Here is a 14,917-nt window from a genome sequence, read left to right as displayed (position 1 = left end):
ATGGTTACCTCAGAAAAATTTTACTTTGTTGTGTGTGATGATCTTTAATTGCGACGCCTGCAAAATAAATGAAATTAGCATTTCTCATTTCTTCTACGGGCAAAATATGGGTGTCCCTAATATCCTTTTCGCCCTTTTTTCCACTGATAAATTCATGTGCAAATTCATCTGAAAGAGGAAGCATATCATAGTAACCAATTATGTTTTTATTTTTGTCTGCAAGCGTAACTAAAGAGTAGGGGTTTTTTTCGTACCAACTTTTGATGTACTTACTACTTGCGCTAGATTTCCCGTAATAGGAATTAGCAATTTTATTTAGAGGCTTTAAATATTTCTCTTGATAAGGAAATAATATTTTCGCTGAGTAACTATCGTTAAAAAGTATTTGATCCAAAGGTAAGTTCTCTATTGTTTGATTGATTGGCTTAATAACCAGAACAATAATAGTACTTAGAACTAAGCATAAGATTAAAATAGACAGTTTAGAAAGGTCTCCTTCGATTTTAATGCTAGGCAGAAAAAAGATAAACGAGGCGGTAAAACCGACTATTGTCGCAAAAATTTGAATCCATGTGGGAAATACCTTATAAAGGTATTGAATAAATGATCTCACTTACTTATAAATTTTTGCCATAGGAAGAAGTCTTGTCCGTACCAATGGTTTTTGATTTCTACGATTTTACTAAATCCATTCTTTTCGAGTACGTCTGAAGACCTTTTATTTTCTGTCCTAGTATCACACCATATTTTATGGCATTTTCTTGCTTCCGCCGAAAAATCAAGTTTTTCAAGAAGAAGTTTTGCTATGCCTTGTCTTTGATGATTTGGGCTAATACCGAACCACTCAAGCCATATGGTAAAATCATCAAATCGTGAAAAGCAAAAGCCAATAACTTTCCCATCCTGCTTGGCTGAAATGATAGAAAATGGATCTTCTGCTAATTTGAATTCCAACTCAACTTTTTTGTATCGTTTGATTTCATTTTCTTTCGCTAGATCATTGTAATAAGGAATTGATTCAATAATCTCCAAAAAAAGTGATTCAATCTGCTCTAAATCTGTGGATTTGGCAAAGTCAATTTCAGTACCTAGCATAATTTAATACTCTGGGATCAGTTTTGATTGCTTTTCAAAGCAAATTAAATTTTTTCGATAGAATTTCAAGAAAAACCATAGTTCAGTTCAGATTTGCTAGAAAAATAGGAATTGCCTTATTGGAATGGGCGAAAGCTTATGCATTGAAACTGGCTTAGAAAAACCCATTGCTATTAATAGCATGAGCCCAATGAATTCTCATGCTAAAAATAGCATTGTAAAAGACATGTTATAATCCCAATACGCCTTCATCAGCAAAAGAGTAGTATCCTTGGTTTGAAACGATTAAATGATCTAGTAACTCTAAATCCAGAGTTTTGCCAGCTTGATATATTCTGCGTGTTAATCGGATATCCTGTTCACTTGGCTGAAGGTTGCCAGAAGGGTGATTGTGGGAAATTATAATAGAGTGGGCATTCGCCTTTAAAGCAGCAGCAAAGACAAGTTTTGGGTCAATGATTGTTCCGGCAGTCCCACCAGATGACAAATTATAAATACCCAGAACTCCAGATCCTCTGCTTAGCAAAAGTAGCTTGGCTTCCTCAAGATATTCAATCTTGTCTTGATTCCAGTTCTCGATGAATAGCCTATAGACATCCCTGGAGCATTTCACTTTAGGGCGTTCAGAAGCTGGAACTTTGGAGCGATAGACCAGCTCTACTTCCGCAACTCGAAAAAGATCCAATTCAGCCATTCAAACCCTCACTTGTGAACACAGGGGTTTCTTAATAGCTGAGTCGAGACAGGTCATTCTTAGGAATTTTGACGGCACAAAAGCCTGTTTATAAGAAATAAGCTCGGGTATTTACTGAAAGTATATTGCTATTTCATGAAAGAAAATTTCTCAAAAATGCGGCACCAGTGCGGCACCAGGGTTTTGAGTGGGTTGTATGAAGGTGATATAAGTGCTTGATTTTATTGGTTGCGGGGGCAGGATTTGAACCTGCGGCCTTCAGGTTATGAGCCAAAAAAAAGGCACTTTTATTAAGGTTTATGGATCTTATTCTTTGTATATATAACAGATATTTAGTTTCAATTTTGGGCAATTTGTGCTTTACTGAAATTCACTATTTTAACCACATTTTGCGGCACCAGTGCGGCACCAGCGCGGCACCAGAACGGAGGAAAAGTTGACCATAATCAAGTTTTCAAAAGCATCCATTCAATCTCTCGAAGTTCCAAAATCAGGCAAGGTTTATTACCACGATGAAAAGGAAAGAGGGCTGTCCCTTTATATTACCTCAAAGGGTAAAATAACCTTCTTTGCAAGAAAACGGATCAACAGCAGAGATATCCGAATTGTGCTAGGCAACTTCCCTGATCTGACCATTGAGCAGGCTAGAAAGAAATTCCATGAAGCCAGAGGCCTTGTTGCCATGGGTCAAGATCCGCACGAGGAAAAAAGAAAAGCCCGTGAAATGAATAAAACATTTGGTCAGGCCTTCAATGAGTACATGGAACGGTATAGCAAGAAACAAAAGCGTTCCTGGAAATATGATGAACGTGAAGTCAATAAATTTCTTCCGCATTGGTTCAAGAGACGGATTGGAAGTATTTCTAAAGCAGAAATTCAGCGACTGATAGAAAAAGTCCATGATGAAAATGGGCTATACCAAGCAAACAGACTTTTAGAACGCATCCGCCATATCTATAACAAAACTATCGAGTGGGGATGGGAAGGAACCAACCCGGCCATAGGAATTAAAAAGTACAAGGAAAAATCACGGGAACGCTTTGTTCTACCAAATGAGATGCCTTACCTTCTGAAGGCTCTGGAAGCGGAGCATAACCAAACGGTCAAAGACTATTTCTGGATGCTTCTACTTACGGGCGCAAGAAGGACAAATACCCTCCACATGCGCTGGGAGGAGATAAATTGGGAAATGAAAGTCTGGACAATTCCAATGACCAAAAACGGCGACTCCCAAAAAGTGCCACTAATTGGTAAGGCGATGGAAATTCTCCAAACACGGAAATCAAAAACCCATAGCCCTTGGGTGTTCCCAAGTGATGACTTCCCAGATCAGCCACTGACTAATTTCAAGCGGCCTTGGAAAAAGCTCTTACAACTAGCTACGATGTACATGTGGAAAGATGATCCGATGTATTCTGAAATGGTAACGGATGGGAATATTAAATCCCTAAACTACAAACATACAGAGGACGAATTCAAAAAAATCCAGCGAGCAGCGAAGAAGAAAAACATTACTCTACCTATAGGGCTGAATGACCTGCACTTGCACGATATCCGCCGAACTTTTGGAAGTTACCAGGCGATAACCGGAGCAAGCCTTCAGATCATTGGGAAGAGTTTGGGGCACAAATCCCCGCTTTCAACACAAGTCTATGCACGGTTAAACCTCGATCCAGTACGGGATTCAATCGAAAAGGCTACAGCTGTGATGTTCGGCTAAGTGGCCTAAAAATACCCTTTGCGGTGAATGTTGGGTTTATTCACCGCATTTTTTGCGGCTAATAAGCTAACTGTGTATTTTTTTAGTTTTGTCACAAATCTTGTCAAAATTTGTGACAAACTTTCTAACGTGCTTTATTCTCAGTAATGTGTTTAGCGAGAAAGTAACCTTATTACTGATATTAAAAATCTTGTTAACTTATAGTTTTTGCGTCGATTATCTTAAGCTTTAATTCTTCTGAAAAATCTTCTTCATACAAAAGAGACTGCACAATTTCATAAAGGAGTTCACGATCAATTTTATTGTTTGCTACATCAACAACTATATTCTCCATCGTCAAGATAAATTTTTCAGCGAGAATTTCTAAGCCGTTTAGATATAAAAAATAAACAGAAAGTGCTAAAGAAGCTCGTTTGTTACCATCATTAAAACAGTGGTTTTTGTTAATCGAATAGAATAAATGAGTGAGCTTATCCTCTATCTCAGGATAATAGAAGTCATTTTTCATGTGCTCAAGGGTACTTTCAATGAGTCCTCTATCTCTTACACCAAAAAATCCCCCTGATTCCCTGACAATATTGTCGTGAACTTCAATGGCATACTCCACCGTGAAATATTGAAAATCAATACTCATCTGTCTTTCAATCTTTTGAAAACATCAATCAGTTGTGGGTTTTCCAAAACTCTGTCTATGAGATCTTTACTTCGGTCACCCAAAAACCTGGTGTAGTCATCATGGCTTAATGCGCCAATATAATTTTGGAGGCGTTGATGAATAATATTTCTTAAACCATAGTCGCGAGAGGCCATTTTTGCTCTGGCATCCTCTATCAACGGAATCCATTGACGTTTTTTAGAAAAGCGATCTATCAACAAGTTTAATTCTGAAGGTGAAAGCTTTCTTCCTATCCGAGTGGCTTCCTCCTTCATTTCATCAGCCAAGCCTATTTCAAAAGAGGCTATAAGCTTTAGTACATCGGCGTACATTGTATCTCTTGGATTATCTTTTTCTTCCAGCCGGAGAATTGCCTTGTATTCTTTCGCATTCTCTTTGAAGATCGCATTATAAATAGCATCCGTATAAATACTGTATTTTACAGGCCCCATTTCCAAATGCTGACTCAATGCGCTAGTAAACTCTTTGCGGTAAATCGGTTCTCGTGCAATAGCAATCAAAAAATCTTCTTCTCTTTGATTGATATACTTTGTTGACCCTCCAATGCGCTTATTGATCGTGTCAATGACAACATCGAGTAATAGGCTTCGAACTTGTTTTGCCTTTTCACTTTCTGTGAGAAGCATTCCAAGGTTTAGTACAGCTCTAAAATTGAATACCGCAAGAGCTTTAATCCTAGAAAGGTATTGATTATCAATAACTTGATCTGACAGAGTATCATCAGTGATACTCTGTGAACTGTCGTCATGGGGGGCAATCAAATGGCCAAATAAGGATTTGAATTCTTTTAACCTTTGTCCTTTTAGGACTTGATACCCATTGTGAGATAATTCTTCCTGATGATTAACAATATAGCGGCTAATCGTTGCTCGACTAACCTCATAAAAGTCCATTACCATCTTTGTGGTAAATTTATATTCGTCATTATAATTCAGACCAGACAATCCAAGTTTGGTTTGGATTGAGTCAATGGCCTGAGAATTATTCAGAATATTTTGTCTGTCGATTGCCGACTGGGTCAGGTCTCTAGTCATTTTTTAAAGTCCTTTTTGTGCGGTTGAATCATTCAACTGCTTATAAATCTTCTTCATCATTATCTCTTTGACCAAATCACCGAAGAGCTTGTCTTCTAATATTTTCTCAAAGATCTCTTGGTTTTGATCCATTCGACCAATCATTTTATCGATGAATTTGTCCTCAAAGGCAAACTTGAAAGTATCCAGTTGATTGACCTTGGCTTGGGTTTGCAGGGTTTCATCATCCATCAACTCCGCTTCAATCTGATCAAAGAATAGCTTGTCCGCTTCTTCAAATTCAGTCCCGAAACGGTCATTCAGGACAGTAACAATTTCAGAAAGGAGGGCTTCTTCGTCTTTAGGCCGTTTTAATCCTGCCTCAGTCGTTCCGCTGAGTTCGCCATCTTTGCTTTTCTCAAGATCAATGGATCCTTCTTTGATTTTCTGCAAGCGATAGTACTCTAAAGCTATTTCATCATCCAAGTGTAGGGCATCGGACAATTCTTTCTTAGGCAATCGGGTCTGAAGCAATTTGGCATAGGCGTAAAACTTCTCAAATTCAGGGTCTATGAAAGGCATGATTTGAGACAGAAACGCATAAAGGTTTGTCCACGTCCGAAGGCCTTTTTTGAATTCGTCTTGTTTCTCTTCTTCAGGGATCTCTTTGAAACGATCTACAGCAGGATCGGTAAAGCTATACAGGTACTTCTGCTGTTTGGCATTATTAAGTTTGGTTGCGGGATCAAAATAGACATTGGCAAAGGCCTCAATATCCTGATCCCAATACACCTGAAACTTATCTAAATTGCCCTTGAGATCATATAGGTGATTGATTTCGGTTTCTTCTTTGACAGAAGTCACCTCATAGTAAGGCTGGAAGGAATCCAGGATCGTTTGCCGATCATTGGCAAAGTCCAGTACAAACGTATCTTCTTTGCCAGGGCATGTTCTATTTAATCGGGAAAGGGTCTGAACCGCTTTGACTCCAGAGAGCTTTTTATCCACATACATGGTGTGGAGTAGGGGCTGATCAAATCCCGTTTGATACTTGTCCGCTACAATCAGGATTTTGTAATCGTCTTTATCAAATACTTCCGGCAGTTCTTTCTCTTTGTATCCTGTCAATTCTGGCTCGGAAACCCCATCAGGAAAATTATCATCTATAACTTTGCCTGAGAAGGCCACTAGCACCTTGATCTCTTTGTCGTACTTCTTTGCTTTGATGTATTTCTTGAATTCTTCAAAATACCGCTTGGAGTGTAATCGAGAGCCACACACGACCATCGCCTTGCCTTTTCCTCCAATCTTTTGGGATACAATATCCCGAAAATGCTCAATGATGATTTCCGTTTTTTGAGCCAGATTATGCGGGTGAAGAGAAACATACTTGCCAATAGCTTTGGCAGCTTTCTTCTTATTGAATTTGGGATCGTCTAGTATCGCCTTAGTCAGCTTAAAGTATAGCTCATAGGTCGTGTAGTTCTGCAGCACATCATGAATAAAGCCCTCCTCAATGGCCTGCCGCATGGCATAAAGGTGGAAAGGCTTCGGTTTCCCATTTTGGTCTTTTTCACCAAAAACTTGAAGTGTCTTGTATTTGGGCGTAGCGGTAAATGCAAAAAAGGAAATATTCGCTTGGCTCCCACGAGCTTTGGCCGATTTCTCGATTTGTTCTCTTACAAAATCATCGCCTGAGTAATCATCATCTAACTCGGCATCGGCCGCATCTTCCAGTGATTTAGCGGCCAAAACCTCTTTCAGCTTTTTACTGGCTTCACCTCCCTGAGAACTGTGCGCCTCATCAATAATTACTGCGTATTTACGCTCAGGAAGTTCCCCGACTTTTTCGACTACAAAAGGGAATTTTTGCAAAGTCGTGATTATGATATTGGTGCCATAACCCAGAGCATTGGCTAATTGGGTACTGTCTTTATCAATTTTCTGAACAACCCCTGATTTATGCTCAAACTGATAAATGGTATTCTGCAATTGCTGATCTAGGACTTTACGATCAGTCACAACAATCACGGAGTCAAACATCCGTTGATCTTGGCTATCATGTAGGCTGGACAGTCGATAAGCGAGCCAAGCAATTGAATTACTTTTACCTGATCCTGCCGAGTGTTGTATTAAGTAGTTTTTCCCAGCACCAGTAGCCAAAACATCGCTACTGACTTTGCGGACAGCATCGAGCTGATGATAGCGAGGGAAAATAAGTTTTTCCTTTTTATAAATCTTGCCTTCTGATTCAAACTCTTCGGTTTGAAGGTGAACAAATCGCTGGATGATTTCCATCCAACTATCCTTTTGGAGGATATTTTCCCAAAGGTAAGCAGTACGATACCCGCCCGCGTTTTGGGGATTGCCTTTGCCATTATTGTATCCCTTATTGAAAGGAAGCCAGTATGTTTTGCTTCCATCCAGCTTGGTCGCCATAAAGACTTCATCCTGATCCACTGCAAAATGAACCAAGGATCGTTTCTTAAATGCAAAGAGAACTTCTCGATTGTCACGGGTCGTAGCATATTGCTTGAGTGCATTTCCGACATTCTGCCCTGTAAATTGATTTTTGAGTTCGAGGGTAGCTACCGGAATTCCATTGAGCGACAATAGCACATCAACCGAGTTTTTATTTTTGCTACTGTAGTAGATCTGCCGATATACCTTCAGGCTATTCTTTTGATACAGTTCAATCGCATCGGGATTCAGACCAGAGGCAGGCTGAAAGAATGCCATTTGAAACCGAACGCCATAATCCACAAATCCATTACGGAGAACGTCCAAACTTCCACGAAGATCCAATTCTTTATAAAGACGTTGAATAACCCGATTATCAGCATCGGCACCATGAATAGCAGTGATCTTTTCCCACCGCTTAGGCTGGGACTGCTGAAGGAACTGGATCACATCGTACTTAAACAGCCCAAGCTCTCGGCTATAATCTTCGGAATTTCCAAGGGAATAGCCTCCTTGCTCCGTAAGGGATTGTACAAGGGCAGATTCAAAAGTATGTTCGGTTGTTAGTCTCATATTAGTCTATCACCTTTACTTTACCAGTTACCACATCACTAATCAAAGCAGTTCGATATTCAGTTAATAATTCAATCAGTTTTTCGGTTTTTGATTTTTTAGCAATTACTTTCTGAGTTTCGGATTCAATAAAATCAACAATGGCTGTCTGTTCTTGAACGGTTGATGGTACGGGAATAAATGTAGATTTGATTATTTCTGTATTCAGATTAGGCTGACCATTACCAGCCATTTGTTCTCTATATATGTCTGTATGACTAACAAAAAAATAATACAAGTAATCTCTGTCTAAAAAAGATTTTAGCTCTGGAAATGCTACCGAGCCATCATTTATGCAACCTCTAATCTTTGAGATTTTAGGAACACCTAAAGTTGCACCACTATTAGAAAGTAAAAGTGTCTCAGGTTCAATTATTCTACTATTCTTACTTCCTTCTTCTGTTAAATATTCTTCTGTTCCTACAACATATTTCCCTACTGCATTGGTAACTTCTTTAACTGTTATCCAATGGATATAGTCACCAAAAAAATATCTTGGATCTCCTGTTGGCCTTGGACTCCCTCCTCTTACGATTTTACCACAATGTCCAATTTTCTTCACCTCCCAATGCTCTGGAATTTCCCCCAACCATTCAATGCCTGAATCTTTCATAGGTAAATCAGGGTTAATGCCTTTGGTAACAGCTTGGTTGATGATGGCAGTTTTTTCTTCTTCGTAGAGTTCGAGTAGGCGTTTTTTGTCTGCAATCAGTTCGTCCATTTCGGATGTTTTTCTGTCGAGGTAGTCGGCAATAGCGATTTGTTCTTCGGGGGTTGGAATAACCAAAGGGTTATTCTTCACTTGATTTACTGTTATTTGCGGAATTGCAGTCCTATCAAACTGAAACAAATGCTCTCTTAACCCTTGAAGGAAATATTTCACAAATTTTGTTTCAATATTTTGACTAATCTTTTTGGAATAGATAGTCGTCTGAGTTGAAGTTGATGGTGAAGCCACGACTTTAATGTGACCAATTGAATTGCCACGAGCAGGAATTACAATGTCACCTTCATTTAATATTACTGATGCTTCGTCAACATATCCGAATAAAACGTCTGTTTCAGTAGCACTATAAACGGGAAAAATTCCATCTTCCTTGACATCCTCCTTTAAGAGAGTAACACCCATATTGGAAAAATAGAAATACCTGTATCGTGAGCTATCCCAATGATTCGGAATCTCACCAATCCATTCAATTCCAGAATCTTTGTATCTATCGTATTTTCTCATGAGTTCAATACCGTTTTTTCAGTTTCCAAAGTCTTTTCTTCCAAAGCCAAAATATCGGCTTTGATATTTGCCAATGGTCTCAATGGCTTGAACTCATAGAAATACTTGGTAAAATTTATTTCATACCCAACTTTGGTTTTGCTGTGGTCAATCCAAGCTTCAGGCAAATGCGGTATTACTTCTTCTTCAAAGTATGTTTCAATAGTTTGTTGTACAAGATTGCCATCTGCATCCTTTTTTAAGAATGGTATGTTTTCATAATCTCGTAAGGAAGTGTCGGGCTTGGGTTGTCCTTTACTTTTTACCACTTTCCCATTTTCCTTTAGTGGCTGCTCTACGGTAATTCGCCAATAGCCAAAAAACTCATTTGGAAGGATTTTGACGAACTCATTTTCCTCAAAGTTTCCGTAAAGGTTGGTGATGAACCCGATGCCTCGTTCAGAACCGTTTTCGATGATTTTTTTACGCTTGTTACCCAAGCTTCTGTCCATCTTTTGCCAGAAACGGTTGAATTCCAATTCACCTTCTTTGACCAACTCTTCGTCTTTGGCACCAGTCGCATTGATGAGCTGTACTTTTCCTTTGCGTTTATCTGACTTTTGATTGGTCACAATCCAGATATAGGTGTTGATCCCAGTGTTGTAGAAAAGCTGATCGGGTAAGGCAATAACAGCTTCCAGCCAGTCATTCTCGATGATCCATTTTCGGATATTGCTTTCCCCACTTTCAGCCGCACCCGTGAATAGTGGTGAGCCGCTGAAGACAATAGCAATCCTTGATCCGCTATCCTTCATCTTAGAAATCATATGTTGTAAGAACAGTAGGGAACCGTCATTGATACGGGGCAGTCCTGCTCCGAAACGGCCATCCATGCCTTTCTTGTCTGATTCGGCTTTGATGGTTTTTTCGGCCTTTTTCCAATCGACACCAAAAGGCGGATTGGAAATTTGGTAATCAAACTGCTCTTCTGCTAGCTGATCGTTGGATAGGGTATTTCCAAACTTTATGTTGCTTGGATTTTGCCCTTTGATCAACATATCTGCTTTACAGATTGCATAGGACTCTGGATTGATTTCCTGCCCAAAGACCTTGAGTTCAGCTTTAGGGTTAAGCTCTTTCACGTATTGTTCCCCACCTGAAAGCATCCCTCCAGTCCCAGCTGTTGGATCGTATAGGGTTTTCACAATTCCTTCGATGGTCAGGATTTCAATATCCTCGATGAACAAGAGATTCACCATCAAGCGGATAATTTCTCTTGGGGTAAAGTGTTCTCCGGCGGTTTCATTAGACTGTTCTGCAAATTTTCGGATCAGTTCCTCAAAAGTATAGCCCATCTCAATGGACTCCATATCCGAAAGATCAATCTCCTGAAAGGATTTTACCACCCGAAAAAGGATATCTGCCTTTGGATCATCCAAACGGTCGATATGATCATCAAAGTTGAAATACTCTATGATCTCCCGTGCGCTGGTCGAAAAGCCATTGATGTAATTCCGAAGGTTGGCCGCAACATTATTTGGATCTGCCACAATCTTATCGAAGTCAAACGAGCTTCTATTATGAAAGCTATGTCCTGCGATCTTATTGAGAGCGATGTCTTTTGCGCCCTCTTTCAGGGTTTCTACCTTCGGCAGGTAGTTCAAAACCTTATCTTTTGTTGGCTTCAGAATACAGTCCAATCGTCTGAGGACTGTCATAGGTAGGATCACCTTCCCATAGTCTGACTGTTTGTAGTCACCTCTTAGCAAGTCGGCGACTTTCCAGATCAGGTCGGCTTTTTCCTTAAAATTTTTCATGCGTATGCTTCAATCTTGAAAATGTGAGCTTCTTCCTTTCTACCAAGTAGCGGAAAAATTCCAAATGATTAATGGTTAATTAGGCTTGATTTAGGTCTTTTCTTTCCAGTTTGAATGAAATCGGATAGGTGGCTCCATGAGTTTACTTATTAAAAAGCCTATTAGCCTAATGTTTCTTCCAATATAGGCAAAAGTATTTTCTTCGCTCTTAATCCCCCATAGGCTGTCACATTCTGTTTCATTTTGGAGATGTTTTGAATTTTCGTCTTTATCAAAATATTGCATAGGATAAGATTTTGATCCTCGGCCAATGTGTCCAAGTTATTGACCAAATCGACCAGCAGAAACTCTGGTGTAAGTTTCTTTGGAAATTTGGGCTTCATGTGGAAAAAGAATTTCCGACCACCTAGCTCAAATTCACCATGGCGCTTGTGGTTATATACAATCCTTTTGTTATATAGCTGTGTGGTTCCAACTCTTAGAGAGTTGTAGTCATTTGGGGAGAAGATCAAGAAATTATCATCCTTAAGAAAAGCCTGAACGAGAGAACTTTCATCAGGGGGAGCTGGGCCGAAATCAGTCTCCTTTGGGAAATAGTAAAGACCCTGAGACATTTTTTGGAGAGTTCCTTCAGCTACCAATTGCCTCAAATGCCTGTCCACACTTGTTGACCACTGCTCTAAATCAGAGCGGCGATATAGGTTTCCACGTTGCAAATGGCCTTTCAACTTTTCCAAGGTCTTCATAAAGCCAATATATCCCAGAAGCTTTCAAGGTGATAGAATTTTCATTTAAAATTCATGCAAAAATCTGTTCACTTCGTTTGGTACACAGCCTTGAGCTTTTTGTCAGTTTTATATTTAATTGTAATTCAGATGTTTAATTTCTTGTATCAGGATTTCTTCAGTCTTTAACCCTTCTTATCTAAACCTATTTATTTAATATAGGATGAAATTCCTCTTCAGTTTTCGATTTACTGTGATATAAGGACTGTATTCCTAGTTTCGGAATGGAAACGGGTTTCATATGGGCACGGAAAGGATTTTTATATGACACGCAATTTTCAAGATGATCCACAAAACCAACTGATGGATCGAAAGACTGCCGCCAAATATCTTGGCATTTCTCCGAACACCATGGCTGTTTGGGATTGCACCAAACGCTATGACCTCAAACCGCTCAAAGTCGGTCGTGCGGTGCGTTACCGCAAATCTGACTTGGACGCCTTCATGCAGCGGAATTTACAAAGTTAGCCTTGGGCTGACCCCGTGAGGGCTTCAGCCCTAGCGACCTCTTAACTCAACATTTGATATTACAAGGAGTCTTCGATGAACATCGAACAGGCTAAGGCTATTCCTATATCTGAAATCCTGAACCGTGTCGGTCTAAAACCCACACGCTGCAACAATCAAGAAAGCTGGTTTCTCTCTCCGCTTCGAGCTGAGAAAACCGCCAGCTTCCATGTTCACAATGAAAAAAACTTATGGTTTGATTTTGGCGAAGCCATCGGAGGCGATACCGTCCGATTGGCTCAGGCCATCTTGCAATCGCAATGTCAAGCCAATTCTGTATCCGATGCCTTGAAATGGCTGGATCGTCTGATTGGCAGCAATGTCGTCTTTGTGAAGTTTGAAAAGCAGCCTGAAATCAAAAAACAGCCTGTTTATTCCTTGGATTATGTTTCTCCCATCACAAGGCCGCAATTAATTCACTACCTCCACAGACGAGGCATTCCGTTATCTCTTGGCCAGCATTACTTGAAACAGGCTTGTGTCCTCAACACCAATACGGGACGGCTCATTACGGCTCTAGCTTGGGATACAGAAAATGGCGGCTTGGAATTGACAAAGCCTGGTTTCAAAGCCTCAGTCGGGGCAAAGACAATATCATTCATCCGAGGCCAGAAATCAAAGCCGCCTGGCATCCATATTTTTGAAGGGATGATGGATTATCTATCAGCCATTACACAACTGGAAGGGCGACCGTTTCAAGACGATACCATTATCCTCAACTCGGTCAGTAATATGACCCAAATCCTACCTTACCTCTACCAATACGGCTATTCGGTTGGCTACACGTGGATGGATAATGATGAGGCGGGACGCAAAGCTCAAAATGCCCTCACACATATTTTCAAGCAAGAACACAGCCTCATGGTGCATACGCCCATGAATGAGGTGTATCGACCCTTCAAAGATGTCAATGCCTGGCACATGCAAAAGCTTGGTCTCTGACATCCACAAAACAGATCTAATCCGGCTATAGGTGCCAGGAAACGGACAGGAAACCAACAGCCCCCATATTTTATTGCCCTGAATACCTAAATCCAAAGGCTCAAAGCTCTCTGATTTTAGAAGATATCAGGCGATTGATTTAAGGCGTGATGGACAATGGTTTTCCATGTTCTTTTCTCAACGAGGCAGACGGTTTTGGGACAGGAGATGTACCGCAAGCATTCCCGTCTCCAACTATTATTTTCCCCGCCCTTCGGGCTTCCTCGCGCACCAAAATAACAGCCGGTTAGGTCACTTTTCTTGCGGTCTTTCATCACCTGTAACCGTCAACCAATCGAGAAAAGGAACAACACCATGTCTCAAACAATCACTCAAACAAAATCCCGCCAAGATATTCACCAAGTCGTCACAGATCGCATTATCAGCCAATTGGAAAAAGGAAATATTCCTTGGTACAAGCCTTGGAAAGGTCAGGGGGCAACATTGGAACTTCCGTACAATACCGTTTCCAAAAACCACTATAACGGGATCAACAATTTGCTCTTGTGGTGCACCGCCCATGAAAAGCAATTTGCATCACCAGAATGGGCCACTTTCAAACAATGGTCGGAAAACAAAGAACTCATTCGTAAAGGCGAAAAAGGAACAATGGTTGTCTACTATGACTTTTTGGAAAAAGAAGTTGAGGGACAAGACGAATTGCAAAAAATCCCATTCCTCAAAACATACCACGTTTTCAACCGCTGCCAATTAGAGAGTTATAACGGGGAAGATGTCATTCATTCTGATCAAGATGAGAAAAAAGAACCGCTGGTATCACGCATCCATGCAGTTGATGCTTTTGTAGAAAATACAAAAGCCATCATCAGACATGGAGGGGAGCAGGCTTTTTTCAGCCTGAAAGAGGATTTTATCCAAATGCCGTATCTATTGAGTTTTATGGATACGCCAGCATGTTCGGCCACGGAAGGATATTATTCCGTTCTCATGCATGAGCTGATCCACTGGTCAGGAGCCGATTGCCGATTGGATAGATTTAAAGCCAAATCCGAATTCAATGCCAATAAACAGGAACTTTACGCCAAAGAAGAATTAGTCGCAGAATTAGGAGCGGCGTTCCTTTGTGCAGAGTTTGGGATTAATACCCTAGAAAAAACAAACCATGCTGCTTATATTGGTTCCTGGCTAGAAGCTTTGAAAAGCGACAAAGGCTTGATTATTCCTGCCGCAAATCAGGCAACAAAAGCTGTCCGCTTCTTGAAGGAATTACGGCCAGAATAACGGCTAGGCTCCAGCCCACCTTTAATGGGCTGGAGCGTTTACTTTCAATTAGATAGTGACAAAATCAAGAAAATTGGCAATAATTACAAAATTAAAAGAAAGAAT

13 protein-coding genes are annotated in these 14,917 nt (G+C 40.3%); 4 read left to right on the top strand and 9 right to left on the bottom strand.

Features of this window, described 5'->3' with window-relative positions; translation table 11 throughout:
- Window positions 1–4 precede the first annotated feature (4 nt).
- The 3 genes from BLQ81_RS01385 to BLQ81_RS01375 all read right to left on the bottom strand — a co-directional run bounded on the left by BLQ81_RS01385 (window position 5) and on the right by BLQ81_RS01375 (window position 1,789).
- Window positions 5–613, bottom strand: coding sequence for a hypothetical protein (locus BLQ81_RS01385; RefSeq protein ID WP_092728154.1), 609 nt, complete (start codon window positions 611–613; stop codon window positions 5–7).
- Entirely contained in the window at window positions 610–1,095 is a 486-nt protein-coding gene (locus BLQ81_RS01380; RefSeq protein ID WP_092728153.1) for a GNAT family N-acetyltransferase, read from the bottom strand. Before BLQ81_RS01380 ends, BLQ81_RS01385 begins: the two co-directional genes overlap by 4 nt.
- Window positions 1,096–1,324: 229 nt before the next feature.
- Complete coding sequence (locus BLQ81_RS01375; protein ID WP_092728152.1) at window positions 1,325–1,789, bottom strand: JAB domain-containing protein; 465 nt, start codon at window positions 1,787–1,789, stop codon at window positions 1,325–1,327.
- A 436-nt stretch (window positions 1,790–2,225) separates the two neighbouring features.
- Here BLQ81_RS01375 and BLQ81_RS01370 point away from each other — a divergent pair, with 436 nt between their 5' ends.
- Entirely contained in the window at window positions 2,226–3,509 is a 1,284-nt protein-coding gene (locus BLQ81_RS01370; protein WP_175454142.1) for a tyrosine-type recombinase/integrase, read from the top strand.
- Window positions 3,510–3,702: 193 nt separating this feature from the next.
- Here the strand turns inward: BLQ81_RS01370 and BLQ81_RS01365 are convergent, their stop codons facing one another.
- The 6 genes from BLQ81_RS01365 to BLQ81_RS01340 form a co-directional block, all read right to left on the bottom strand.
- On the bottom strand, window positions 3,703–4,143 hold the full coding sequence (locus BLQ81_RS01365) for a type II toxin-antitoxin system death-on-curing family toxin (RefSeq protein ID WP_175454141.1): 441 nt from the start codon (window positions 4,141–4,143) through the stop codon (window positions 3,703–3,705).
- Window positions 4,140–5,219 (bottom strand): hypothetical protein, encoded by a 1,080-nt coding sequence (locus BLQ81_RS01360; RefSeq protein WP_092728150.1) that lies wholly within the window; start codon window positions 5,217–5,219, stop codon window positions 4,140–4,142. Before BLQ81_RS01360 ends, BLQ81_RS01365 begins: the two co-directional genes overlap by 4 nt.
- 3 nt (window positions 5,220–5,222) lie before the next feature.
- Window positions 5,223–8,231, bottom strand: coding sequence for a type I restriction endonuclease subunit R (locus tag BLQ81_RS01355; protein ID WP_092728149.1), 3,009 nt, complete (start codon window positions 8,229–8,231; stop codon window positions 5,223–5,225).
- A gap of 1 nt (window position 8,232) precedes the next feature.
- Window positions 8,233–9,501: a restriction endonuclease subunit S gene (locus BLQ81_RS01350; RefSeq protein WP_092728148.1), complete on the bottom strand. Its 1,269-nt coding sequence runs from the start codon at window positions 9,499–9,501 to the stop codon at window positions 8,233–8,235.
- Window positions 9,498–11,297: a type I restriction-modification system subunit M gene (locus tag BLQ81_RS01345; protein WP_092728147.1), complete on the bottom strand. Its 1,800-nt coding sequence runs from the start codon at window positions 11,295–11,297 to the stop codon at window positions 9,498–9,500. The genes BLQ81_RS01350 and BLQ81_RS01345 overlap by 4 nt, the downstream gene beginning before the upstream one ends.
- Before the next feature lie 161 nt (window positions 11,298–11,458).
- Window positions 11,459–12,043, bottom strand: a complete 585-nt coding sequence (locus tag BLQ81_RS01340; protein ID WP_175454140.1) for a hypothetical protein — start codon at window positions 12,041–12,043, stop codon at window positions 11,459–11,461.
- 303 nt (window positions 12,044–12,346) lie between these two features.
- Here BLQ81_RS01340 and BLQ81_RS01335 point away from each other — a divergent pair, with 303 nt between their 5' ends.
- The 3 genes from BLQ81_RS01335 to BLQ81_RS01325 all read left to right on the top strand — a co-directional run bounded on the left by BLQ81_RS01335 (window position 12,347) and on the right by BLQ81_RS01325 (window position 14,812).
- Window positions 12,347–12,550 carry a helix-turn-helix domain-containing protein gene (locus BLQ81_RS01335; RefSeq protein ID WP_092728146.1) on the top strand — a complete coding sequence of 68 codons (204 nt, stop codon included), beginning with the start codon at window positions 12,347–12,349 and terminating at the stop codon, window positions 12,548–12,550.
- A gap of 75 nt (window positions 12,551–12,625) precedes the next feature.
- A complete protein-coding gene (locus BLQ81_RS01330) occupies window positions 12,626–13,531 on the top strand; it encodes a toprim domain-containing protein (protein WP_092728145.1) in 906 nt (301 codons plus the stop codon).
- Window positions 13,532–13,885: 354 nt separating this feature from the next.
- Window positions 13,886–14,812: an ArdC family protein gene (locus tag BLQ81_RS01325; RefSeq protein ID WP_092728144.1), complete on the top strand. Its 927-nt coding sequence runs from the start codon at window positions 13,886–13,888 to the stop codon at window positions 14,810–14,812.
- The last annotated feature ends 105 nt before the right edge of the window (window positions 14,813–14,917 follow it).

It is taken from the genome of Algoriphagus alkaliphilus, from assembly GCF_900103735.1.
Lineage (GTDB): Bacteria > Bacteroidota > Bacteroidia > Cytophagales > Cyclobacteriaceae > Algoriphagus > Algoriphagus alkaliphilus.
The sequence above is the reverse complement of the archived record's forward strand: the minus strand, read 5'-3'. Positions and strand labels throughout refer to the sequence as shown.

Bases quoted from the DNA above. Each gene is read 5' to 3' on its own strand.
- BLQ81_RS01345 (WP_092728147.1), bottom strand. From the start codon at position 11,297: ATGAAAAATTTTAAGGAAAAAGCCGACCTGATCTGGAAAGTCGCCGAC.
- BLQ81_RS01335 (WP_092728146.1), top strand. From the start codon at position 12,347: ATGACACGCAATTTTCAAGATGATCCACAAAACCAACTGATGGATCGA.
- BLQ81_RS01365 (WP_175454141.1), bottom strand. From the start codon at position 4,143: ATGAGTATTGATTTTCAATATTTCACGGTGGAGTATGCCATTGAAGTT.
- BLQ81_RS01330 (WP_092728145.1), top strand. From the start codon at position 12,626: ATGAACATCGAACAGGCTAAGGCTATTCCTATATCTGAAATCCTGAAC.
- BLQ81_RS01325 (WP_092728144.1), top strand. From the start codon at position 13,886: ATGTCTCAAACAATCACTCAAACAAAATCCCGCCAAGATATTCACCAA.
- BLQ81_RS01380 (WP_092728153.1), bottom strand. From the start codon at position 1,095: ATGCTAGGTACTGAAATTGACTTTGCCAAATCCACAGATTTAGAGCAG.
- BLQ81_RS01375 (WP_092728152.1), bottom strand. From the start codon at position 1,789: ATGGCTGAATTGGATCTTTTTCGAGTTGCGGAAGTAGAGCTGGTCTAT.
- BLQ81_RS01340 (WP_175454140.1), bottom strand. From the start codon at position 12,043: ATGAAGACCTTGGAAAAGTTGAAAGGCCATTTGCAACGTGGAAACCTA.
- BLQ81_RS01350 (WP_092728148.1), bottom strand. From the start codon at position 9,501: ATGAGAAAATACGATAGATACAAAGATTCTGGAATTGAATGGATTGGT.
- BLQ81_RS01360 (WP_092728150.1), bottom strand. From the start codon at position 5,219: ATGACTAGAGACCTGACCCAGTCGGCAATCGACAGACAAAATATTCTG.
- BLQ81_RS01355 (WP_092728149.1), bottom strand. From the start codon at position 8,231: ATGAGACTAACAACCGAACATACTTTTGAATCTGCCCTTGTACAATCC.